The sequence below is a fragment of the Cytophagales bacterium genome, from assembly GCA_033344775.1.
Lineage (GTDB): Bacteria > Bacteroidota > Bacteroidia > Cytophagales > Cyclobacteriaceae > JAWPMT01.
In genome coordinates this window covers 232,473-255,308 of record JAWPMT010000006.1, presented here as the reverse complement: position 1 = coordinate 255,308, position 22,836 = coordinate 232,473, and the positions used below count along the sequence as shown (strand labels likewise).

At 42.1% G+C, this 22,836-nt stretch carries 22 protein-coding genes; 17 read left to right on the top strand and 5 right to left on the bottom strand.

Translation table 11 applies throughout. The features are described from left to right. Positions 1–377 precede the first annotated feature (377 nt). Positions 378–1,271 (top strand): DUF4097 family beta strand repeat-containing protein, encoded by an 894-nt coding sequence (locus R8G66_30875; protein ID MDW3196820.1) that lies wholly within the window; start codon positions 378–380, stop codon positions 1,269–1,271. Between the two features lie 4 nt (positions 1,272–1,275). Here the strand turns inward: R8G66_30875 and R8G66_30870 are convergent, their stop codons facing one another. Next, positions 1,276–1,536, bottom strand: coding sequence for a hypothetical protein (locus tag R8G66_30870; GenBank protein MDW3196819.1), 261 nt, complete (start codon positions 1,534–1,536; stop codon positions 1,276–1,278). Positions 1,537–1,770: 234 nt separating this feature from the next. Here R8G66_30870 and R8G66_30865 point away from each other — a divergent pair, with 234 nt between their 5' ends. The 3 genes from R8G66_30865 to R8G66_30855 all read left to right on the top strand — a co-directional run bounded on the left by R8G66_30865 (position 1,771) and on the right by R8G66_30855 (position 6,102). Further along, entirely contained in the window at positions 1,771–2,877 is a 1,107-nt protein-coding gene (locus tag R8G66_30865) for a heparan-alpha-glucosaminide N-acetyltransferase domain-containing protein (protein MDW3196818.1), read from the top strand. 248 nt (positions 2,878–3,125) lie between these two features. Beyond that, complete coding sequence (locus R8G66_30860) at positions 3,126–3,452, top strand: helix-turn-helix transcriptional regulator (protein ID MDW3196817.1); 327 nt, start codon at positions 3,126–3,128, stop codon at positions 3,450–3,452. Beyond that, on the top strand, positions 3,445–6,102 hold the full coding sequence (locus R8G66_30855; GenBank protein MDW3196816.1) for an ABC transporter permease: 2,658 nt from the start codon (positions 3,445–3,447) through the stop codon (positions 6,100–6,102). The genes R8G66_30860 and R8G66_30855 overlap by 8 nt, the downstream gene beginning before the upstream one ends. A gap of 67 nt (positions 6,103–6,169) precedes the next feature. On the opposite strand, the gene R8G66_30850 is transcribed toward R8G66_30855, so the two are convergent. Continuing rightward, positions 6,170–7,450, bottom strand: coding sequence for a 4Fe-4S cluster-binding domain-containing protein (locus R8G66_30850; GenBank protein ID MDW3196815.1), 1,281 nt, complete (start codon positions 7,448–7,450; stop codon positions 6,170–6,172). Between the two features lie 471 nt (positions 7,451–7,921). Here R8G66_30850 and R8G66_30845 point away from each other — a divergent pair, with 471 nt between their 5' ends. The 3 genes from R8G66_30845 to R8G66_30835 all read left to right on the top strand — a co-directional run bounded on the left by R8G66_30845 (position 7,922) and on the right by R8G66_30835 (position 10,933). Continuing rightward, positions 7,922–8,311 (top strand): acyl-CoA thioesterase, encoded by a 390-nt coding sequence (locus R8G66_30845; protein ID MDW3196814.1) that lies wholly within the window; start codon positions 7,922–7,924, stop codon positions 8,309–8,311. 20 nt (positions 8,312–8,331) lie between these two features. Then, a complete protein-coding gene (locus R8G66_30840) occupies positions 8,332–8,514 on the top strand; it encodes a hypothetical protein (protein ID MDW3196813.1) in 183 nt (60 codons plus the stop codon). A 616-nt stretch (positions 8,515–9,130) separates the two neighbouring features. After that, positions 9,131–10,933, top strand: a complete 1,803-nt coding sequence (locus R8G66_30835) for a helix-turn-helix domain-containing protein (GenBank protein MDW3196812.1) — start codon at positions 9,131–9,133, stop codon at positions 10,931–10,933. A 17-nt stretch (positions 10,934–10,950) separates the two neighbouring features. On the opposite strand, the gene R8G66_30830 is transcribed toward R8G66_30835, so the two are convergent. Beyond that, a complete protein-coding gene (locus R8G66_30830; GenBank protein ID MDW3196811.1) occupies positions 10,951–12,018 on the bottom strand; it encodes an adenylate/guanylate cyclase domain-containing protein in 1,068 nt (355 codons plus the stop codon). A gap of 224 nt (positions 12,019–12,242) precedes the next feature. Between R8G66_30830 and R8G66_30825 the strand changes: the two genes are divergently transcribed. The 6 genes from R8G66_30825 (at position 12,243) to R8G66_30800 (ending at position 16,310) form a co-directional block, all read left to right on the top strand. Beyond that, positions 12,243–12,662: a nuclear transport factor 2 family protein gene (locus tag R8G66_30825; GenBank protein ID MDW3196810.1), complete on the top strand. Its 420-nt coding sequence runs from the start codon at positions 12,243–12,245 to the stop codon at positions 12,660–12,662. Continuing rightward, entirely contained in the window at positions 12,659–13,105 is a 447-nt protein-coding gene (locus R8G66_30820; protein MDW3196809.1) for a DMT family transporter, read from the top strand. Before R8G66_30825 ends, R8G66_30820 begins: the two co-directional genes overlap by 4 nt. Before the next feature lie 4 nt (positions 13,106–13,109). After that, positions 13,110–13,856, top strand: a complete 747-nt coding sequence (locus R8G66_30815; protein ID MDW3196808.1) for a S41 family peptidase — start codon at positions 13,110–13,112, stop codon at positions 13,854–13,856. A gap of 269 nt (positions 13,857–14,125) precedes the next feature. Then, positions 14,126–14,992, top strand: a complete 867-nt coding sequence (locus R8G66_30810) for an SDR family oxidoreductase (protein ID MDW3196807.1) — start codon at positions 14,126–14,128, stop codon at positions 14,990–14,992. Further along, positions 14,989–15,393 (top strand): DUF983 domain-containing protein, encoded by a 405-nt coding sequence (locus tag R8G66_30805; GenBank protein MDW3196806.1) that lies wholly within the window; start codon positions 14,989–14,991, stop codon positions 15,391–15,393. Before R8G66_30810 ends, R8G66_30805 begins: the two co-directional genes overlap by 4 nt. Continuing rightward, complete coding sequence (locus tag R8G66_30800) at positions 15,390–16,310, top strand: NAD(P)-dependent alcohol dehydrogenase (protein ID MDW3196805.1); 921 nt, start codon at positions 15,390–15,392, stop codon at positions 16,308–16,310. The genes R8G66_30805 and R8G66_30800 overlap by 4 nt, the downstream gene beginning before the upstream one ends. Positions 16,311–16,832: 522 nt before the next feature. On the opposite strand, the gene R8G66_30795 is transcribed toward R8G66_30800, so the two are convergent. Next, a complete protein-coding gene (locus tag R8G66_30795; GenBank protein MDW3196804.1) occupies positions 16,833–18,200 on the bottom strand; it encodes a serine hydrolase domain-containing protein in 1,368 nt (455 codons plus the stop codon). A gap of 145 nt (positions 18,201–18,345) precedes the next feature. Between R8G66_30795 and R8G66_30790 the strand changes: the two genes are divergently transcribed. The 4 genes from R8G66_30790 (at position 18,346) to R8G66_30775 (ending at position 21,566) form a co-directional block, all read left to right on the top strand. Then, entirely contained in the window at positions 18,346–18,591 is a 246-nt protein-coding gene (locus R8G66_30790) for a hypothetical protein (GenBank protein ID MDW3196803.1), read from the top strand. A 278-nt stretch (positions 18,592–18,869) separates the two neighbouring features. Continuing rightward, positions 18,870–19,676 carry a hypothetical protein gene (locus R8G66_30785; GenBank protein ID MDW3196802.1) on the top strand — a complete coding sequence of 269 codons (807 nt, stop codon included), beginning with the start codon at positions 18,870–18,872 and terminating at the stop codon, positions 19,674–19,676. After that, positions 19,673–20,695, top strand: a complete 1,023-nt coding sequence (locus tag R8G66_30780) for a S41 family peptidase (GenBank protein ID MDW3196801.1) — start codon at positions 19,673–19,675, stop codon at positions 20,693–20,695. Before R8G66_30785 ends, R8G66_30780 begins: the two co-directional genes overlap by 4 nt. Positions 20,696–20,762: 67 nt before the next feature. Then, positions 20,763–21,566, top strand: a complete 804-nt coding sequence (locus tag R8G66_30775) for a GNAT family N-acetyltransferase (protein ID MDW3196800.1) — start codon at positions 20,763–20,765, stop codon at positions 21,564–21,566. Positions 21,567–21,572: 6 nt separating this feature from the next. On the opposite strand, the gene R8G66_30770 is transcribed toward R8G66_30775, so the two are convergent. Continuing rightward, complete coding sequence (locus tag R8G66_30770; GenBank protein MDW3196799.1) at positions 21,573–22,646, bottom strand: helix-turn-helix domain-containing protein; 1,074 nt, start codon at positions 22,644–22,646, stop codon at positions 21,573–21,575. Positions 22,647–22,836: the final 190 nt, after the last annotated feature.

The window sequence follows — 22,836 nt, the reverse complement described above, 5'->3', positions numbered from 1 at the left end:
CGAAACTTTCCCGATTTTATTTCTTCCAGGCGATCTTTTTCTGTTTAATTTATGTTTGGATAGAAAACCCGCCCTATAATATCATGAGTGTTCAGGAAATAGAAACAAATATCAGCGAGCTGGAAGCTTCGCTTACTGGTGACATGTTCAAAGACATGGAAATCAGGGACAAAATTCACAATCTCAAAATGCAGTTGAACGGTACGAAACCGATAAACTCTGAGATTGATTGTGTTGGCTGCGGAAGCTAAAAAATTTTCATAATTATTGTTGTCGTTTAAGGTGGCCGCAGATATGGCCACCTTTTTTTGTGCCCTGATGCAACCTGTTCCATTCTTCTGAGTCTCTGTAGAAAGATCAATTTAACTGAACTCAGAATGAAAAAGCTCAAATTAATCACACTTCTGCTCGCGATGGTACCAATGATCGCATTAGCGCAGGAGCAAAAGATCGAACGTACGTTTGAAGGAATTGAAGAAATTGAAATTTCTGTCGGTCCTGGGGATGCCATCTTTGAAAAAAGCCCTGACAATAAGGTTTATCTGACGGTCACGCATAACATTGACGACTATCAGCCCAGCATAGAACAAAGAGGGGATCGGCTTAGAATTCGGGAAGACAATAAGCGCGGAAACTGGCGAGGAAGCGCTACCTGGAGATTTCAGGTGCCAGATAATACGGAAATTGATTTCAATACTGGTTCTGGAGACTTTGAAATATCGGGTCTTACCGCTGAGATTAGTGTGAATTCCGGTTCCGGAAGCCTGAACTTTAGCGATTTCAAAGGGGAAGCAAAAGGAAATTCGGGTTCCGGTGACATCAACTTCGAAGACGTTGAAGGAGAATTTCGAATGAACACAGGAAGTGGAGATGTAGAGGGTGAAAAAGTACGTGGCTATCTGTCTTGCAATACTGGTTCAGGTGAGATTGAAATCGAAGACCTGACATTAACAGATAATTCCAGCTTTAATTCTGGTTCAGGTAATGTGGAAGTAAGCCTCGCCGCTCCTTTGGATTATGACCTTTCACTGAACAGCGGATCAGGAGATGCCGTTCTCGACTTCAATGGAAACAAGATCGAAGGCTTGATTGTCATGTCGGCCAATAAAAGAAGTGGCAGAATCGTTGCTCCGTTCGAGTTTGATAAAGAAGAAGAGGAAGACAATGGTGGTCGGTACAATGTGACCATCAGAAAGACGGCCAAAATTGGGAATAAGGATGTACGCATCAGCATTGGTACCGGGTCAGGTACTGCGGAAATAGAAAAATAATTAATCAGGAGCCTGCTCGCATTTCACGAGGTAATCTCACCTGATCCGCATAGAAATTCAGGCGATTGCTGCTAAAATCGAGCAGGCCCACGTTATCTATACAATCCTCTTTGTGATTGTAAAACACCTCCACCAAAAAATTATTGATCAGGTATAAGGTCACTTTATGCCTGTAGTATCGAATGGAAGTAAGGCACTCTCCTTCGAAGTAGACCCACCGTAATTGATGCGTCCGTGTCATTTCTATAAACTGCTCTGCTGTCATGCTAAATCTTCCATATGAAGTTAATGATAAACAAGGAAAATTGTTCATTGATTGTCCACGGATCTCAATCGCCAAAACCAACAATGTCACAACCTTGACCTCAGCTTTTGGCTAAAATTAGATCTCTATCGCCCCTTAGGATTCAATACCCTTGCCCATAAGGCACAATATCCATGTGATTTACGATAAAAAATTAGTCACCTTCGATGCAGACATTAACCTTAGCCTCATCCGATGAATCGATTTAAACCTCTGGATATTTTTCGAGGTGCTACCATAGCCTTCATGATCATTGTGAATACCCCTGGTGATTGGGGAAACACATATTCACTTTTGTTGCACGCCAAATGGCACGGATTCACCCCAACGGACCTTGTTTTTCCTTCGTTTCTTTTTGCAGTAGGGAATGCCATGGGCTTCGTCTCGAAAAAATGGGAACAGCAGACTGCCAATGAAGTCCTATTGAAAGGCTTCAAACGAGCCGCATTAATTTTTCTTGTTGGGTTCAGCTTGTATTGGTTCCCTTTTTTGAAACAAACTGAAGCTGGCTGGGTATTGAAATCATTCGGAGAACTACGCATCATGGGCGTGCTTCAGCGAATTGGCCTTTGTTATGCCATCGCATTGCCGTTCATTTATTTCTTCAAACCCCGTCAAATTGTTTCACTTTCCATTGCATTTCTCCTGGCTTATTGGGGTATTCTGGTCGCTTTTGGAGACTTGACCCTCGAAGGCAATGCTGCCCAAAAACTGGATCTCATTCTTCTTGGTTCTGGTCACCTGTATATGGGTGAAGGATTGCCGTTTGATCCGGAGGGATTGCTTAGTACGATTCCGGCAGTGGTCAATGTATTTATTGGGTTTTTAGTGGGCCTCTATGTAAGAAAAGATGGTGCGGACTATGAGAAACTAACCAAGCTTTTGCTGGCTGGTGTGATGATGTTGTTCATCGGTTATATCTGGGATCCACTCTTCCCGATCAATAAGAAAATTTGGACCAGTTCCTACGTACTGATCACTTGCGGCCTGGATTGCCTGATCATCGGAGCGACCATATTCCTAATGGAAAAACGACAAAAACCACTCCAGTTCCGGGTTTTCGAAACATTCGGTAAAAACCCCTTGATCATTTATGTGCTTTCTTCAGTATTGGCCAAGGTCATGTACACTGTCAAAATTGATGAGCAAACTTCAATCTATGGTTGGACTTACCGCAACCTCTTCGAGTGGATGGGATTCGGAACACCTTTCGGGTCTTTCATGTATGCATTGGCCTTTACAAGTGTCTGCTGGTCTGTCGCCTGGTGGCTAGAAAAGAAGAAGATCTTTATTAAGCTTTAGAACAGAATACCCATTTCACTAAAGTGAAATACACAGTAAAGATCGTCATGCTGGGTGCCCGGCTAGGGTTTTTATCAGCTTAAACTTCAGAGGAGCTGATAAAATACCGGTATCCCTTTGATGATCTTTCCTATTCCCCTTAAGAAAAATCCCTGTCATTAATTGTCACAACGCGTCAATTATTTGTTTTGGTTTTAGGAAATATATAAGAGTTTTATTTAATTTGGTTTTAGGAAACTAATGCAATCATGAAATTAGGAGCATTTGAAGAGCTTGTTTTACTATCGGTTGGTTCATTAAAAGAACAGGCCTATGGAGTGGTCATCAAAGAAATGTTGGCGGAAAAAACAGGAAAAAGCCCGAGTATAGGTGCCTTACATTCTGCGCTTTACCGGTTGGAGGACAAAGGGTATGTTACTTCCTCAGAAGGTGGGGCTACGGCCGAGCGTGGAGGTAGAAGAAAGAAATTCTACTTGTTGACTTCTGCCGGGCGCAATGCCTTGATTGATGCCAATCGCCTGAGACTGGAATTTTCCAGAAACATAGAAGGGCTAAACCTGGAGTTCGGTGAATAGTCCGAGTTTTCCGGAGCCACCCAAATGGCTCACCTGGTTGCTTCGAAAGATCTGTTCCGAACGCGTGTTGGAAACGATCGAAGGCGACCTGTGGGAGCTCTATGGCATTCGCCGAACGAAGATGAGTCGTTTCAGGTCAAACCTCATCTTTCTGTACGAAGTGTTGGACATGATCCGGCCTTTCGCCATCAAAAGAAAATGGTCAAATAACTCAATACATACAGCAATGTTTAGAAACTATTTTAAAGTAGCCTGGAGAAGTCTCTTCAAGCACAAGATGTACTCATCGATCAAAATTGGTGGGTTCGGTATCGGTATGGCCGCTTGTATCCTGATCATATTGTTCATTCAGGATGAGCTGAGCTATGATAAAAATTACGAGCGGAAAGCGGACATCTATCGGGTGATCAATGTGCATGCAGCTCCCGAGAAAACAGATCGCTGGGCTTCTTTTCCTCCGCAAACGGGTCAGGTACTTCGAGAAAGTTTTCCTGAAATTGAAATGGCCGGAAGGCTGATCCCGTTTGATTGGTTTGATGCAGGGAATAACCAATTCAGGCGACAGGATCGGATGCAGAATAGCTATGAAGAAGGGTTTGCTTACGCGGATCAGGATTTGATTGAAATTCTGGAAATCCCCATGGTCTACGGCAATAGGACAGAGGCCTTGTCGCAACCCAATGGTATCCTGATCTCAAAAAGCAAAGCCGACAAGTATTTTCCGGGTGAAGACCCGGTAGGGCAGATGATCGTCCTCAATGACAACACCGAAAACCCCTATGTGATTGGCGGTGTAATGCAGGACTTTCCATCCAATTCTCACTTGCAGTTTGATTTTCTGATCTCACTTACGGCGAGAGAATTCTGGCCAGGTGAGCAAACCAACTGGTGTTGCTGGAATTACAGTCCTTATGTGCGGGTACGGCCGGGCACGAACAAAGCTGATCTGGAAGAAAAGCTGTTACTCATTCGCGATGGCTTTATGGTAAAATACGCGGAAGACCAGGGGGAAGCAGACGTGGACAACTTCAAGTATCACTCCTTCATGCTTCAACCTGTTTCCGATATCTACTTAAAATCAAAAGGTATTCATGATCCGTTAGCTCACGGTGATTATCAGGTGGTCCAAATGTTTGGAGCCATTGCGGTGTTGATCCTTTTGCTTTCTGCGATCAATTTCATCAATCTTTCTACGGCAAAATCCGCCAATCGGGCGAAAGAAGTGGGTTTGAGAAAAGTAGTGGGTTCTTATCGTAAAGACCTGATCAAACAGTTTCTTACAGAGTCTTTCATTTTCAGTTTTGTTTCAATGTTATTGGGCGTTGTATTGGCCACACTGGCATTGCCCTTTTTCAATACTTTGGCCGACAAGACACTGGTCATTCCGTGGGGATACTGGTGGTTTATTCCGTCTTTGGTTGGGGCAACGCTGTTCATAGGTGTCATTGCCGGACTTTATCCTTCTTTTTACCTCTCCGCATTTCGACCTATTCAGGTTTTGAAAGGAGAAAAAAGCCGTGGGACTAAAAGCTCCAGGTTGCGTAGTGTACTGGTCGTGTTTCAAATTGCCGCTTCCGTGGTACTGATCATCGGTGCATTGATGGTTCATCGTCAAATGACCTACATCTTGAATAAAGACATTGGCTTTGAAAAGGAACGAGTCCTTTTACTGCAGGGAAGTAACACCCTGGGAGAAAGGATTCCCGCATTCAAGGGTGAAATTGCCAAACTAGCCGGAGTGAGTTCTAGCTCAGCAAGTAACTACTTGCCAGTTGTAGGGACAAAGCGTGATGGAAATGCTTTCTTTAAAGAAGGCCGATCTCGGTTAGATGCGTCGGTAGGGGCACAAATGTGGCGTGCGGATGATGAATACCTGGAAACCATGGGGATGGAGTTGGTTGAAGGACGCATGTTTGATTTAGATCGGGCATCAGATTCATCCGCAATTATCATCAATCAGGAAATGGTCAAGCAACTAGGCCTGGACAACCCCATTGGATCCCGCATTGAAAATTTTCAACGTGTCTGGACGGTAGTAGGTGTGATCAAGGATTTCAATTACGACAATTTGCGTGAGATCATCAGACCATTGGCTTTGTCGGGGACAAGTTTTGGTGAGATCATCAGTGTCAAAATTCAGTCTCAGGACTTGCAAGCCTCAGTTACTCAAATCAATCAGGTTTGGGATGAATTCATGCCCAATCAACCGATCCGATATACCTTTTTGGATGAGAGTTTTGCCCGCATGTACGATGATGTGAAGCGTACGTCGAATGTATTTACCTCTTTTTCCGTGCTGGCGATTATTGTTGCTTGTTTAGGCCTATTTGGTTTAAGTGCTTTCATGGCTGAGCAACGAACCAAAGAAATCAGCATTCGCAAAGTCCTGGGTGCTTCTTTCAATAGAATATTGTTATTGCTGACGCAGAACTTTTTGATCATGATGGCCATTTCTCTGGCTCTTGCGATACCTGTTGGTCAATACCTGATGCGCGACTGGTTATCAGAGTTTGAATATCAGGTAACCCTGGGTTGGGATGTTTTCATCATCGCAGGAACCATCGTCGCGATCATTTCTTTGATCACCATCAGCTATGAGTCGATCAAAGCAATTTTCGTGAATCCGGTGAAAGGATTAAGATCAGAATAAGAGATTGCTTTCGAAATGACCAAAAAAAGCTGTATCGTAAAGTGCAGCTTTTTTTGTCATCTAACAATTACAATCGCTGACAGTTATTTAAATCTGCAAAATCATTTGGCATCAATTCTAAATCATCAAACCAACATGCATCTCTATTAAATCGGGCTAAAAATGGCCTTTTAACTAGTTCAGGATTTCTTGCTTGCAAATATTCTAAAACGAAAAATTTTTCACTACCCATATTGATGCTCCCATTTATCAGAACCTTACCTGAACTAGTTGACATTACTGGGCCTCTTACGGTTCGTGCCAAGCCAGAAAGTTGTCGAAAAGCATCACGAAAGATATTAGATGCTTCATACAGATTTATAGCTTGAAAGAATTTAGAGCCCGTGTCTCTAGCGATAAATAAATAATAAGGAATAAGGCCTAGTTGAACTTGTTCTTGCCATAGATCTCTAAGAATAGAAGAATCGTCATTGACTTTTTTAATAAGGGGTGTTTGTGTTCGGATAACAGCTCCAGTTTCTTTTATTCTTGTCACTGCTTGCTTTACTGCATCTGTTTGTAATTCTCTCGGGTGGCTAAAATGAGCCATAAATGCTAAATGCAATCCTCTTCTGGTTATTTCACTAAAAAGTTTAACAATCTCTTCTCCTTCTTCGCCTATTAGGTATTTATATGGCCAAAAAGAAAGAGATTTTGTTCCGATTCTGATGTTTTTTAGAGAGGAGATATTCGCATCAAGTATAGGCTGAATATATTTCTTCAATGATTTTACATTCATTACCATTGGGTCTCCACCCGTAAAGAGGATATCGGTTATTTGAGGGTTTTGCCTTAAATAAGATATCACCTTATTTGTTTCAGCGGTCTCAAATTTCCACTTCTTCTCTCCTGTAAATTGAGGCCATCGAAAACAAAAAGTACAATATGCATGACACGTTTGTCCTTGCTTTGGGAAAAACAAAATAATCTGCTCATACTTATGTTGAATACCCTCTAAAGCAGAAGGAACATTTAACATCTGGTCCGATGGGTGTGGATTTAATCTTGTTCTGATATCATCGCTAAGTGTTTTGATTGTCGAATTGTTATCACCCGACATAGCATCTCGAAGTAATTGATAATCACTATTATCGATCAACTCCTTTCTGGGGAATACCAAGTTGTAAATGGGATCATTCTCATAGTTATTCCAGTCAATTAATTCATTTATAACATATTCATTAGTCTTAAAAGGAAAAATCTTATCGTGTAATTCTATTGCTTCGAATTGTCCTTCATTCAGGACTTTCCCAGCAATTGTACTTCTTAAGTTTTTTACTGAAATACCACGATATTTCAAATCAATCATAAAATCAATAGTTATAAATCAAAAGTAAGCAAATGATACACAATGCATTGACTTGTAAATGAAAAAAACTCAATCCAAGTTAACGGGCTCCAAGTCTGGTTTTCACGGAAAAAAACAGCCGCGCAAAAGCAATGAATTGGGTGCCATGAGGAGCGCTTTACCTTGCTTTTTTTCTCTACCGTTTTCTTTTTTCTCTTGGGGGCGTAGCCCTTTTTAATTGAAAACAATTATTTGAGTCTTGCCCTTATCTGCCGGGTCGGGAGACGGAATATGAATGGTCACGTCTGGTGGGTCACGCCTAGTGGGGTACTCGCAGTGGGGCTGGTTCCATTTTTTAAATTAATTCTGACACTTTTGCTCACCTAACTTGCCTAAAAAAAGCATGTAGGATAAAGATCAAAATTTCTCCAAAAAATGTCAAGTGAGCGCTGTAGATTCCCGAGTATACCTGGCCTTTGAATAAGTAATTAAATGACAACAGTAGAACAAATAGAAAAATCGCGGACAAGCATCTTTAAAGCCGTATTTCCAAATACAACCAACCATTATGACACCTTATTTGGAGGGACGGCAATGCAATTGATGGACGAAGTGGCGTTCATTACAGCCACGAGGTTTAGTCGGCAAAAAATGGTAACAGTAAGTAGTGATAAAATAGATTTCACAAAACCAATTCCTGCGGGAACGATCGTTGAACTGGTAGGTTTTGTCAAACATGTAGGGAACACAAGTTTGAAAGTTCATGTAGACGTCTTTATCGAAGAAATGTATTCCAATAAGCGAGAATTGGCTATTAACGGTGAATTCGCATTCGTGGCAATTGATGAAGCGAGAAATCCCACTCAAATAGACTTGTTATAGGAAATCATTAGATCTGACTTATGAGACAGATTTTCAGGGTTTTACTTTTAGGTGCACTTCATCAGCAAAGAGGTGATCGCTCCAATATCTATTTTTCTCGATCAGCATTTTGGGTGGCCTTTTCTACCAGCTTGTACATCACCAGTTTAGCAAATTGGTTTTTCCAGGATCAGTTTATTGCTTTTAGTAAAGTCCAGGGTTAAGAGCTGTTTTCCTCTAAAAGTTTTGACGGAAGCTTCCTGATGACTGGACTACTTACCTTGATGTTGATGATCACCTTTTTCTTCGTTTATTGGCCTCAGATCGTTGATCAGTTCAAAGAATCGAAGAGCAAGGGAAGCCGATATGCCGTTTTCCTGCTTTATTTTTTTCCCAGTTTTTTAGCCTTTGTCTGGACCAGAGGACTCATTGTAGGTTATTAGCTTGGAAGAAAATCTCATCCATCCAGATGAAACGAATTATCCACGAAAGTTTGAAAGTCGGGCCGCCTGACGGAAGTTGTTGTTCTCTTAACCTCGAACAGCATCCTCTTAAAAATGAAACAGCCTTTAACGCAATTGTATTTACACTAGTCAACGGCTGAACTCGGGGTGACTGTCCGTCAATAACACCTGTAAGGCATTGGTATACAGATAGTTACAAACGAACTGCTATAATGCGCAACCGAATAACGATAACCCTAAAAAGTCGGTCTAGGGGCTGGAATCGCGCATTTTAAGGTCAAATTATTTCAAGCTACTCTTGATACGGAATAGAATTCATATTTCTAAATCTCGGTTTGCCCATTGCTGATTATTTTAGTCGTACAAATGAATTGACTTGATTGATCAGAAATCCATTGCCGTATTACCCTTTGATAACCTTAGCTCAGACGCGGAAAACGAATATTTCGCGGATGGGATGACAGAGGAAATCATCAATGCGCTAAGTCAAATAGAAGGCTTGAAAGTTACGGCTCGTACCTCTACTTTCGTCTTTAAGAACCTAAAACAAGACATCCGGCACATTGGAAATGAACTAGGGGTGTCTACCGTATTAGAAGGGAGTATCAGAAAATCCAGCAATCGTGTCAGGATCACTGCTCAGCTCATACGAACTGATAATGGATTTCACTTATGGTCTGAAAATTTTGACCGGGAATTGACAGATGTTTTCGCTTTACAGGATGAAATCAGCTTGTTAATCGCCGATAAGATTCGGGAGAACTTCGGACACCTTGAAATCAATGAAGACCTTTTTCATCATGCCGCTGAAGATACACAAGCCTTGATCTATTGTCAAAAAGCCCGGTATCACTATAATCAGTGGAATCCTGAAAACATCAATTTATCCATCCAATATTATGAGAAAGCACGAGCGCTCGACGATCAATTAATTGACGCTTACATTGGACTGGCAGACTCCTATAGCTTTCTCGCTGTAGCTGGTTTTGCTCCCAGGGAGGAAGCATGGGGTAAATCTATTGAAGCTATTGAAAAAGCAAAGACCATTAATGCACAAAATGCCAGCCTGAATTACATGCTGGCGAATCAGGCATTATATACCGAGGCTAACTTCCTTAAAGCCATATCGCATTGCCAGCAATCTCTCGTAGTGAATCCGACCTTGCCCGAAGCCAGAAGACTCATGGCCTTTTTGAATATCCTCCGAGGTGATCTGGAAATAGCGGCTGAACATTTGAGATATGTTGTGTCCATTGATCCGATCAATGACGAAACTGCGTTTTTTGAAGCCTACTTGCTATACCGAGCTGGAAAATTTGAGGAATCTGAGAAAAAGCTACGAGGGCTATTAGACAAGAACCCAAGCAACCTGCCCGCCATCACAACACTCGCCTACAACTTGATCATGACGGGTCAGTACTCCTCAATAAAACAACTACTGAATGAAGCACCAGAAGGTTTGATCATTCCCGATGAGAAACTTGGTTTGTCATGTTTGGCAGAAGTAAAAGAAAGAGGCCAGGATATAACACCAGATCTATTGATTCAACTCAAACAAAATGCCTCAGAAAACACCTCCTTTCAAGCACACGCTTATTTATTTCTGGTTTATGTCAATCTGGAGGAACTAGATTCAGCAATGGAGGTTTTACAAAAGCTCTTTGACATTAAGTCCTCTATTTTGTTATTGAGTTATGGAGATCCCCTCGCTGCAAAGATATTTTCACATCCCAGTTACGAAGAGATCCACAAGAAAATCTATAATGAGGAACCTATCAATATTCCCAGGAAGCAGGGCAAATCAGTCTCATTAGAAAAAGAAGCTATTGCATCCGCACTTGAGCGTCTTGAGGATATCATCAGTGCAAAACAACCTTACCTGGATCCAAAACTGAGCCTAAGAGCACTCGCAGAAACGATTGAATTGCACCCCAATCAGCTTTCATGGTTACTCAATGATAAGATCGGAAAGAACTTCAATGACTTCATCAACGGATACCGATTAGCAGCATTTCAAGAAAGAGCCAAGGACCCCTCACTTGGACATCTAACCCTATTAGGCCTTGCATTAGAAAGTGGATTCAGTTCCAAGTCAGTTTTCAATGAGTTCTTCAAGAAACACACTGGAAAGACTCCAAAGGCCTGGGTAAGCGAAGCGAAAAAGGCCTGGGACCATTAAAAGTCACTTTCAATCGTCTATAAGGTATACAGCGTTACCATTTCCTTTTTACCTCTCAACTCAATGGTTCCTACTTCTTCTGGTTTAAATTGATTAATTGGTCCAAGGAGATCAATAGTTGCCTTTGAGGTCAATATGTTAACGCCTAATTCATTGCACTTGGATTGAATTCTGGCAGTCGTGTTTAGCACATCGCCCGAGAAAGCAATCTCACGCTTCACAATGCCAATCTCTCCGGCCATTACATGCCCAAAATGAATGCCCGCTTTGAATTCCGGTTGATGTCCATAGGTATTACTGAAATATGATTTCTTCTTATTCAGTAACTCCTGGATATCAAAGAAACATTGAATACAGTGTGCATTTTTCCTTCCTTTCTCCGTTTCCCAACTAATCACAATCTCATCACCAACATATTGGTAAATTTCTCCTTCATTCCTGAGAATCGCGGAAGTGGCAAATTTGAATACTTCTCTCAGGAATGAAAAGTAACGTTCCTCTCCCAACTCTTCGGCAATGGAGGTGGACGATCGCAGGTCAAGAAACATGAAAATCCGCTCCTCCCTTTTTGGATTGAAATAGTGCCCGAGTAAAAACTTCCTAAAAACCCCAGGACCATACTTATCATTAACAAGTAGGGCAATCACGGTGAGTGCCGCTACAGCAAGCCATGAAAAAAAAGGGATCAACGTATTGGGACTGATCATACGCTGTATCACATTCTTCAATACTTCCGCATGATAAAGAGGCAAATCCAATAATTGTGTTTGAAAGAAAAGAGTAGTCACAAAAGCGATGATGATGAAAATTACGCTATAGCTGATCAGTGTACTTCGTATAGCCCATCCATATGGTTTTGATCTTAACCACTTTTCCCATAATAATACGATGGAACCCCCTCCTAAAATGCCAGCCATCATTCCAGTGATGATACTTGCTTTTAGCGGAATCATTAAATCTATCTGATCAGCAAATCCATATTCAATGAATGCACCATAACTAATCAAAAACTTGACTACCGAAATGATGGTCCAGGTAATGGTGATCCAGGCAACTTTACGGACTTGAATTCGGGACAGTTTCATTCCTGAAATGTACAAACTGATTTTTATTAATTCCCATCTGTTTACCGAATGGTCATGACAAACCATGATATAGTAAAAGTGAGTCATCCCTAAATATCAGAAGGTTCATTGCTTAGGAAGTCCTGAATCTCATCAATTCACCTTCTATAGTTCCAGTATCTCCTTTCAGGACGATTGCAGATTGAATTGATCGAAGCTTTGTGACTCATTCAAATTGAAAAGTCATGAAGACAAGGAGTAACAAATCAGTAGTAGAAAGCTATTTCGAGGATTTTGGGAATGGCAATATGGAATCGGTCTTGGGCCATTTTCATCCTGATTGTCTGATCGTAAGTGTCCGGGAAGGCGACAGAGCACCAGGCCAACTGCATGGTTCTTATCACTCGAAAGACCAGGCGAAAGACTTTTTGGCCAACATCTCCAACCTGTTTGAAGTCAGAGCATTCAATATCGAATCGGTGATGGAGGCTGAAATTGATGTGGTATACGCCAATGGTTCTTTCACACATCTGGTGAAAGCCACTGGAAAGTTATTCAAGAGCACCTGGGTGCAGCGGTGCGTCATCAGCGATGGAATGATCAAAGAATATCCCTTTTACGAAGATTCTGCTGCATTTGTAGAGGCATTTAAGCAACAGCCATGAATCAGTATGTGCTATTGCTCATGTCTATCATTGTCGGGATCATGGTAGTCATCCAAGGCGGTCTCAATGCCAGGTTAGGTGTTATATTGAAAAGTCCGCTACTGGCCACTTCTGCCGCGCTCTCCGTAAGTGCGTTGATCACCATTACTGCAGTATTGTTAACCGTCAAACAATTTCCGAGTCTGCAGCAACTGAGGAGTGTGCCCACCTATTTATGGTTTACAGGTGCAGTTTTCAGCTTCCTGGCTGTCACGCTGTTCTACTATCTCATTCCAAGGCTGGGTATATCTACCGCCGTATCCTTCGGACTCTTCGGACAGATCATGTTTTCAGTGATGGCCGCTCACTATGGGTGGTTTAGTATGCCACAGGAACCCATTATTTGGAAAAAAGCAGTGGGCATCTTATCGATGATCGCAGGACTCTATCTCATCAAATTTTGAATCCATGGAACTAACAATAGAAAAACCAACTACAGATTTTAATGTAGCATTCTTCGTAATTGGACGTTTGGGTCAGACCAATTTCAACTGTCGTACCATTATCGATCATTACTTACCAGAGAAATATTACATATCAGGGCCTTTTATGAATGACTTTCTGGCGGATAATCAGATTGGCTACATTCGGTTTCCTGGTTTCACGGGAGAAATAGACAAGCATAATCTCAATTTCATGCTTGAACGCTATCAAGATACCCAGGGGCTTATCATTGACCTTCGTCAAAATGGTGGCGGAATGCCGCAGGACATGTATCGCCTCCTAAGCAGATTTGTTTCCGAGAAAACACTGATCTACTACTCTCAGTTAAAAAACGGCCCCGGACACGATGATTTCGGTTCACCCAAACCAGCTTATGTGGAACCTTACGAAGGCATCCGATACCTGAAACCAATGCGCGTACTTCCCGATAGAGGTACCTATAGTGCCGGCTCGTTTACTTCCCTGGTCATAAAAGCCATTCCTAACATGCTCCTGGTAGGAGACACGACTGGAGGTGGATTGGGTGCGCCTAATGGAGGTCAATTACCAAACGGCTGGCGATATCGTTTCTCGATTTCCAAAGCCCTCACTTTGGACATGGACGAGTCCTATGAAAATGGAGTTCCTCCCGACATGCTGGCACGCTTCGATTGGTCCGATCTAAGCAGGGACGAAGTTTTAGATGCTGCAATCTCTGATCTGTTAAGGTAAGGTTCATCTTCTTAGACGGACATCACAATTGAATGAATACCTGATTTTCATGATCAAGTCCTGAATTGTAATTCAAGGCGATTCAGAATCCGCTTCAAATCAACTTTGAATCATCATTCTTAAACACAAAATAAATGTCACCGAGGATCACTTTTCATGGCCAAGGATGGAATCAATCCTTCGCGGAGCGTTTTGACCAGGCCAGTTGTGGAGAGAGGTGCTATCTATAAGATAGTGCTTCTCCAATGCTCACTTTTAAAATGAATAAAATGAAAAAGATATTAGTTGCCGGAGCCACCGGCTATTTAGGAAGCCACCTTGTAATGGAGCTTCAGGCAAGAAAAGCGCCCGTCCTGGCTTTAGGAAGGAATAAAGAGAAACTCCATTCTCTTGGTTTGAATCACGACCAAATGGTCGTTGGAGAGGTGACTCAGCCACATACTTTTCGAGAGGCTTTTCGAGAAGTAGACACGGTCATATCCACTGTCGGAATTACGCGTCAAAAAGATGGCTTAAGCTATATGGATGTAGACTACCAGGCCAATGCCAACTTGCTGCGTCTAGCAATGGAAGCAGGCGTAAGGAAGTTCTTATATGTATCCGTGATCAATGGAGAACGCATGCGAAATCTTAAGATTATGGAAGCTAAAGAAAGGTTCGTCGATGAGCTGAAGGCCTCGGGGCTGGACCATACTGTAATTCGTCCCAATGGATTCTTTTCAGACATGAAAGACTTTCTGGATATGGCCAAAGGAGGCAAGATCTATTTGTTTGGCGACGGAGCGTTCAAATTGAATCCGATTCATGGTGAAGACCTGGCCAATGTAATTTTCGACTCCATAGACAGCAATCGCACCGAGATTGAAGTAGGTGGTCCTGATGTGCTCACGCAAAACGAAATCGGTAACATGGCACTAGATGCCTATAACAAACCACATAAGATCATTCATTTACCGGATTGGACCCGAAATATCTTTTTAGGATTGATGAGAACCTTCACCTCCAGTAAGACCTATGGCCCAGTTGAGTTTTTTATGACCATGATGGCTCAGGATAACATTGCCCCTCGATACGGCATTCACCGTCTCCGTACCTTTTTTAATGATCAGGTTGACCAAATCCAGCAATACGCATGAAGACCCAATCACTACTTTCAAGCATGATGACTCAGAGTTGTCCTGCTTGTCGCAAAGAAAAGATGTTCAAATCACCGATATATGGTTGGCAGTTCAACGAAATGCATAGCCATTGTCCCAACTGTCACCAATCGTTTGATCCCGAACCTGGTTTTTATACTGGAGCCATGTATGTCAGTTATGGATTTCAGGTCGCTATTATGGTCACCTCTTTTCTGATGATCCAGCTATTTTCTGCAGATGCTGCCATTGGACTTTATTTGGGAGTGGTAATAGGCACCGTTTTATTGCTATTTCCATTGATATTCCGTCTGAGTAGAAGCATTTGGATTCACTTGATGGTCAACTTCCGGCCTGGCTTATCCTCTCCAGGCATTTCCCATAAAAACTCGATATCATGAAAGCTGTCATCTATACCCAATACGGAGCTCCCGAAGTGCTCCAACAAGTTGAACTTCCAACTCCTCAGCCAGCACCTAATGAAATTCTGGTGAAAGTTCATGCCTCCACTGTGGCAGCCGGAGACACCAGGTTACGGGCCTCAAGATTCCCACTGCTGGCCTGGCTCCCTGCTCGAATCATATTCGGACTGTTTAAGCCAAAGAAACAGATCCTTGGACATGAATGGTCTGGTACCGTAGTGAAAAAGGGAAAAGAAAATTCACTATTTGAATTGGGTGATGAAGTCTTTGGAACTACTACTCTTCTCAAAGGAGGGGCTTATGCCGAATTTGTAAGTATTCCTGAATCCTGGAAATATGGTGTCGTAGGTCAAAAACCTGCGAATCTCAGTTTTCAGGAAGCGGCAGCACTCCCAATAGGCGGTATGGCTGCCCTTTTTCTATTGGAAAAAGCCCAAATCACCACCGGAAAACAGGTCTTGATCTATGGTGCATCCGGCAGTGTGGGAAGCTTCGCCGTTCAGATAGCAAAATACTTCGGCGCAGAAGTTACTGCTGTGTGTAGCACACGGAACGTTGATCTAATGCAAGCGCTTGGGGCAGATCACGTCGTTAATTATAAAACTCAGGATTATACTTCGTTAGCAAAGAAATTCGACATTGTATTTGATGCCGTGGGTAAGACTACCCGATCAAAAGCAAAACAAATACTGAAGCCTAAGGGCAAATATGTATCAGTTAACATGATGACACAGGAAAAGGAAACCCATCTCCAAACACTCAAACAGATGGCTGAGGAAGGCCACCTGAAACCATTGATTGATCGTTGTTATCGGCTTGACCAAATCGTTGAAGCACATCAATATGTGGATCAAGGCCGCAAAAGAGGAAATGTAGTGATCAAGATAGAAACCTAAAGCAAGTAGTTGATTTGAAGGTTTCTTTATCAACATGTTAGGCAGTTGGCAGTCCCTAACATTCAAGCATAGTTGAAGAACAGCTCCAGCCCAGTACTCAAACTAAAGCTCACAATGGCCACTTTCCAAGATAATTTACCGGTCATTTACGTGTTAGTGAGTGCTATCCATATGGCTCCTATGGCACACAGTAATAACAGAATCACCGCGTAAGTTGGTACGAGGCTCGTGAAGAGTCCGGTCAGATTGAATAACGGATCTAAAAATGCGGAGAAATCAAACAGAGCTAGTAGAAAGTTCGATTTCGCGTGACCTTTCAGTAAATAGAGACCCGCAATAAGTTATTCTAAACTGACTGCAATAGGGCCGAATTGTTGATAATAACTCTGTTTAAATATTCCTGAAGGCCATCCGGAAACACAACAGTGAAATAAAATGTCAATGTGAAAATCCCACCTAGCAGGGAAATTACCGAAGCTACCGTCCTCTTATCATATAGCCATTCAAGACTCATTTCAAATACTATTTAGCCTTTGAAAAAATGTAGATCTCTGATATGCCTTGTTGTTCCAAGCCAAGCTGTTGATTCCCAGGTTCAAAAAGCAAGTTCGCACCAATCTCCTCATTTGTAAACTTGTGATTGCCTTTGTATACCAATGGATCTATAGGAAAGTCATCTTCGATGGCTGGGTCTTCCAGTTGTGCAAACAGGGTATTGCCTTTCATAGTGATTTTGTACTTTCCAGGAAGGCCTTCTGCCTCATAAACACCAATGTACTTTTCAAGCTCACCTGCAGTGATGGCTAACCCACCAAACACAGGGAGTACAAACGATTCATTGAAGTAGCCCTTCAAAATATCTGTGACTAAACCGTCCATGTTGTAATCCAATGCATTGGCAGTGACCGCCAGGGCAAGCTTCTCTTCCGGAAAGTAAAAGGACATGGTTTTGAAACCTTCAATGACTCCTCCATGTCCAAAACCCGAATGACCCTCTGTAGAAAATGGAATGATGCCCCTTCCAAAGTTATTTTCAATGGTGGTCATCTGATTGAGGCTTTCTTTTGAAATGATTCGCTCATTGAACAATGCTTCGATGAAGGTATTGAGATCATTTGGCGTTGATACAATAGATCCCGCCCCAAAACCCACTGACAGGTTCCATTTATCTTCCTCCACCCATCCATCTGAGTTTCGGTAGGAATTGGTTTCTTCACCCAGTGAGGTTATCCCATCCGGAAGGTAGGTGTTGGTGAGCTCAAGCGGCACCAATATGATTGCTGCAATGAGTTCATCAAATCCTTTGTCGTACACTTCCTCCAGCAACAACGCCAATAAGAAGTAACCTGAGTTACTGTATGACGTTTGCGTTCCTGGTTCAAATTTACTTGGGTATCCAGAAACAAGGCTCATCAAGTCCTGAGGGCTTTGATATGCCTTACTCAATTCATTTCTAAAAACCTCATCTTTCGTGTAACTGTAAACCCCACTTTGATGACAAAGCAAATGTTCAACCGAAATGCTTGAGGCATTTTCGACTTCAGGAAAATATGACTCCAGGGTTTGATCAAGACTTAGTTTACCTTCTTCTATCGCTTTAAAGATCAAAGTTGCCGTGAACATCTTCGATACGGAACCTATTCTGAATTTCGTTGCTGAAGTGATAGGCATCTTGCTTTCGATATTGCTAAAGCCCACAGATTTTGAATAGATAGATTTACCTTCATGGGATAAGGTTACATTACCCATGAACTTATCATTTTCATCAAGTACATCAAGTAGTTGATCCAGGTTACTTTGGTAATTTGATGCTCGTGTCTGCTCGGATGAATGGCTATTGCAGCTGACCAGTAGCAATACCCAAAGAGCTGTGATTAAAAGGTTTTTCATTTCATTTTGAGTTTCCAGATGAAAATACGTTTAAGCAAGGTACTAGGTTATGCATTATACCAATAATCTCCTTAGCATTAGCATTGATTTATCTTTGTGACACTTGTTTTAGATAGTATTAACTCGCCTTATCTTCTCGAAGTGAATGATCCCTTCCCATCCAATTCAAAAAATTCTTCACTTTCAAGCGGCTTATGATCACATCAAAATCGGGGTTAGGTCGGAGGTAGAGTTTCAGCCTGCTATTGAAGTATTTGGAGGCTTTTTCTATCGATTTGATATGCACGATGATATTGCGCGCTGGTCGGTAAAAGCTGCTGACCGGGAGCGTGTTTTCTCGTTGGCTTCTGATTTGGTAGAAAATTCCTTGAGGGTAGAAAGCGCTTTTTAGACCGGCTGCAATGTTCATGGAATGATTTTCAGAATTTGAAGAGTAGAGTGAGGTTTGAAATACAGAACATTCCTTTACCGTCTCATCTTTTAAAAAGACTCAACTTCTTAGAAAAAGGACTCAACTCAGCAGGTGAGTCGATTATCACCTGAATCTTTCAGTGCTTTGGAGCAAAATTCAATATCATATGAGTCATGCAACAAGCACTATTACCTGACCATTTTTCAATTACTGAGTTGATCAAAACACACTGACTTCTACTTCAATAAGTATACAAAATGAAACGAATTATTATTACTCCGGTCATTTGGTTGATCGCTACGATCCCACTGTTTGCACAAAATGATCCTCCTGGCAAAAAGTCCTTTATCTACTTATCAACTGGCTTTACATCCATAGCTTATCAAGACCTGGTATTTAGTGAAATGATATACGAAGGGTCTGGTTTGTCCACTATAGACTTTGGCTATCAAAGAAAAGGGTATCGTTCTGTATTTCATGCCAAAGTATCCTCAATTGCTACGCAGGTAGCTCCTGAACTTTTAATATCATCTCTGGCGTTTGGCCAGCGAGAAGAGAGCTCTTTTTCCCAGATCACGTTGGACATTAGCTATGCCCGTCAAATGATTGAAGCGGCCGAACTGAAGGGCTACGTAGGGCTCCGCCTGCAGGCCCAATACCAGGAAAACGAAATTGTCTTTGGATTGGGAGACCGAACTAGTTATGTCTTTGTCAATTCATTGAGTCCTCTTCTCCGGTTACATTATGCCTTCATGAAAGTTTGGATGCTAGAGTTTGAGGGATCTATGCCACTGGCTACTTTCCTTGCACGGTCGGAATACGCGGTTGTAGACAATGAAGACATCCAGGGAAAGGATGGTTTTGGACTGCTCTATGGCAAGGGGGATTTCGTAGGTCCAGATACCTATCGCATGATCAACCTATCTGTACAATTGAACAACAAAATAAGTCGGAGACTATCAGGATATGTGGCTTATGATTTCGATTATCAAAAAATCGCGAGACCTGACACCATGCACCTTCAAACCAACATCATTAAACTAGGAATAAACTTTCAGTTATGAAGCAATTTATCATCATCCAGTGGGTCAGTATAGTCGTCATCGTATCGGGTTGTGGCCATGCTTTTGAACCTGAACCAGCAAACACACCAGAAGCCAATTTCGAAAGCATCTGGAATACCTTCAATGAACGTTATGCCGTATTCGAACAGCGCGGTGTTGACTGGGAGCAAGTATACGATACGTATCGACCACTAATTGGGCCTGAAAGCAGTGAAGCAGAACTGTATGAAATCACCACGGGGATGCTCGCCGTTCTGGATGACGCTCATGTTTCACTCATGACTACTGATCGACCATTTTGGGCAGGAAAGGAAATTTTCAGGTCTCAAACCGGAAGCGATTTGTTCAGCTACGAATTGATCCAAGCGTATCTGGACAGGCCCCCAACCGTCGATCACAACCAATACGTAACGGGCAAAGTACAAGGAGAAATCGGCTATTTATGGGTGGCTTCACTCAATGACCACAGTCCTGACTTTATAGACGACTTTATTGCAGAAAACCAGTCCAGCCAGGGGGTCATTGTTGACCTGCGACACAATGGAGGTGGAGATTTGACCAATGGATTTGAGATAGCCTCCCGTTTTGCCGATGAAAGAAGACTGGCTTTTGTCAATATGCCTAAAACCGGCCCTGGAAAAGAGGACTTTGGTGAAAGTTACGCGTATTATCTGGCGCCAAAAGGCCCCCAGCAGTACACTGGCCCCATAGTTGTGCTCATCAATGATTATAGTGTTAGTGCTGCTGAAAGCCTGGCCATGTACTTCATGACTCTACCCCACGTAACCTTCATTGGCATCAATACGGCAGGAGCGGTAGGTGAGCGAATCGAGAAAGAAATGCCAAACGGCTGGATCTATTCAATTACGGCTCAGTTGGTCACCTTACCTGACGGTACTACTGTAGAAGGTCCAGGGGTTTCACCTGATATTGAAGTCAGCAATACAGCGGAAATGATGGCCAGTGGAGTTGATTCGCAACTGGGTGCGGCCCTTGACTATCTACTCGAAATCAATTAGTTGGTTTGCATGCCTTTTACACAGCCAAACTCACATGAATTCGTAAGGTCAGCAAGCATATATTAGCATGATGAACAGATCCTACACGTTTGATGAGAACATTTCCTCCAAAGAACTAGGGGCCTTAAAAAATGATTGGCTTCAGACGTTAACCAGTCCGCAGGACGGAATGTGGGAATCTTTCCGAGCAAACGCCATCAATTATGGAATACGCCATGAGCAGGACTGGGTTGGTTATGCGAATGTGTCCGTAGAGGGGAAATTGCTCCAATTCTATCTTTCTCCCCAACATATGCAGCAGGGAATTGAAGTCTTCACACAATTCCTTGACGAATATCAGCTGTCTTCTGCAATAGTTGGCACCAACAATCCGTGCTTCATGTCTGTCGCATTAATGAATCCGCGGCATGTCAGTATCGACACGTATTTGTTTCGTGATTATTCGTACCAACAAATTCCGGAAAAAGAAGGACGGCTCAAACTTTGTGAGAGTGAAGACCTTAATCGAATCGTTGAATTTTGCCAGGTCAGTCTAGGAGCTCCAATCGGGTGGCTTACTAGCTACATTGACGGGTTGATTGAAAGAAATGAGATTTTCGTTTTGCAGCAGGGTCAAGTTATTGTCGGAACTTGTGAGGTCAGACAGAGCCTGAGTGCTCAGAATTATGCTGACATAGGTATGGTTGTCTCTTCGGACTTCAGAAAAAGGGGTTTTGGAACTTACCTACTCAATCAGGCAATAAGAATCGCTCAGCAACGGAATAAAACACCCATTTGCTCGACAGAAAGAGATAATATCGGATCCCTAAAAGCTATTCATGCATGTGGTTTTTACAGTCAGTATCAGTTATTGGAAGTGTCTTTCAACTGATTCTTGTCAATGCAACATCTTCCTCTGGTACTCTCGAGGAGTTTCACCCAATTGTTTTTTAAATACCCGATTGATGGAAGCCTTCGAGTTAAAACCACTCTCCATACCTAAAGCAAGAATAGTGAACTTTCGTTTCTGCGGATCTGATAATTGTGCTTTGAAATCGTTAAGGCGATAATGATTGACATAGTCATAAAAAGACATGCCTGATGTTTCATTGATCGATTGTGAAACATTGTGGTTGGATACGGATAATTCCTTCGCAACATCCTGGACACGCAAATCAGGGTTGAGAAAGAGTTTGTCCTTTTCAAATAGCAATTCGATCTCTTTAAAAAGCTCGTGGGCACTTTCCTTTGAAAGCGCTGATGTAGCATACTTAACGTGAGCTTCTTTCTTATTAGGAGCCTCATCAAAGTTCGCCAGCGCATACTGCCTCAGGCCATGATAAAACATCCAGATCAAGGATATCAAAATGGATATACGAATGATCAAATAGCCATACTCGATATGCGCCAACAAGCCGACATTCTTCATTATCATCGCCGCAAATGATGCAGAATAGTTGAATATCGAAATCAATAAGAAATATCGAAACCAACTCAGGTCAACTTCATCGATATTAGAATAGTAGTGATGTATTTTGTTTTGATAGTTTCTGAGTTTTCCAAGAAACCAGATCAGCAAAACCACCATGTAGATATGGATGCCTTTGAAAAAGAAATGATAAGCCCAAGGCGCATCATTGTTTAAGTTCTTGATTTCATCCACACTGTAATCATTCCAAACCATTACATCGCCAAGAATGAATAAATAGAAAAGTAAATGAAAGATGAAATAATACCCCCATGATTTCTTTAGGCGGTGATCATCAGAGGTAATCAATAAGCCATAGAGGAAAATGGGTATAAATGGCAAAAATCCGGTCGTGTTTCGAAAGAGGAACGTAGCCCTATTGTAGTCTATCTTAATAAGAATATCCGAAGCCACATAAAGTCCTATTGCCACGATAATGCACACGAGTACATAATCAGTGATCTTTTTCTCTCTTTTGGCCCAAACTACCAGAAGTAGAACCAAAAGGAGCGTTAATGTGGCGATGTTAATGATATCAACTCCATTTAAATGAATACAAAAAATTGCCTTTACATAGACATCAAAAAGAAAACACATCAAACCTAGAGAACTTTTTTAGATGAGGTGCTTCCTCCTGAAAATTAAAATACTACCATTCGTTTGTTTTGATAGTCTGACAACCAGGGACTTGTAT

Excerpts from the sequence above, each read along its gene's own strand:
- R8G66_30875 (MDW3196820.1), top strand. The coding sequence starts at position 378 with ATGAAAAAGCTCAAATTAATCACACTTCTGCTCGCGATGGTACCAATG.
- R8G66_30870 (MDW3196819.1), bottom strand. The coding sequence starts at position 1,536 with ATGACAGCAGAGCAGTTTATAGAAATGACACGGACGCATCAATTACGG.
- R8G66_30865 (MDW3196818.1), top strand. The coding sequence starts at position 1,771 with ATGAATCGATTTAAACCTCTGGATATTTTTCGAGGTGCTACCATAGCC.
- R8G66_30860 (MDW3196817.1), top strand. The coding sequence starts at position 3,126 with ATGAAATTAGGAGCATTTGAAGAGCTTGTTTTACTATCGGTTGGTTCA.
- R8G66_30850 (MDW3196815.1), bottom strand. The coding sequence starts at position 7,450 with ATGATTGATTTGAAATATCGTGGTATTTCAGTAAAAAACTTAAGAAGT.
- R8G66_30845 (MDW3196814.1), top strand. The coding sequence starts at position 7,922 with ATGACAACAGTAGAACAAATAGAAAAATCGCGGACAAGCATCTTTAAA.
- R8G66_30840 (MDW3196813.1), top strand. The coding sequence starts at position 8,332 with ATGAGACAGATTTTCAGGGTTTTACTTTTAGGTGCACTTCATCAGCAA.
- R8G66_30830 (MDW3196811.1), bottom strand. The coding sequence starts at position 12,018 with ATGAAACTGTCCCGAATTCAAGTCCGTAAAGTTGCCTGGATCACCATT.
- R8G66_30825 (MDW3196810.1), top strand. The coding sequence starts at position 12,243 with ATGAAGACAAGGAGTAACAAATCAGTAGTAGAAAGCTATTTCGAGGAT.
- R8G66_30820 (MDW3196809.1), top strand. The coding sequence starts at position 12,659 with ATGAATCAGTATGTGCTATTGCTCATGTCTATCATTGTCGGGATCATG.
- R8G66_30815 (MDW3196808.1), top strand. The coding sequence starts at position 13,110 with ATGGAACTAACAATAGAAAAACCAACTACAGATTTTAATGTAGCATTC.
- R8G66_30810 (MDW3196807.1), top strand. The coding sequence starts at position 14,126 with ATGAAAAAGATATTAGTTGCCGGAGCCACCGGCTATTTAGGAAGCCAC.
- R8G66_30805 (MDW3196806.1), top strand. The coding sequence starts at position 14,989 with ATGAAGACCCAATCACTACTTTCAAGCATGATGACTCAGAGTTGTCCT.
- R8G66_30800 (MDW3196805.1), top strand. The coding sequence starts at position 15,390 with ATGAAAGCTGTCATCTATACCCAATACGGAGCTCCCGAAGTGCTCCAA.
- R8G66_30795 (MDW3196804.1), bottom strand. The coding sequence starts at position 18,200 with ATGAAAAACCTTTTAATCACAGCTCTTTGGGTATTGCTACTGGTCAGC.
- R8G66_30790 (MDW3196803.1), top strand. The coding sequence starts at position 18,346 with ATGATCCCTTCCCATCCAATTCAAAAAATTCTTCACTTTCAAGCGGCT.
- R8G66_30785 (MDW3196802.1), top strand. The coding sequence starts at position 18,870 with ATGAAACGAATTATTATTACTCCGGTCATTTGGTTGATCGCTACGATC.
- R8G66_30780 (MDW3196801.1), top strand. The coding sequence starts at position 19,673 with ATGAAGCAATTTATCATCATCCAGTGGGTCAGTATAGTCGTCATCGTA.
- R8G66_30775 (MDW3196800.1), top strand. The coding sequence starts at position 20,763 with ATGATGAACAGATCCTACACGTTTGATGAGAACATTTCCTCCAAAGAA.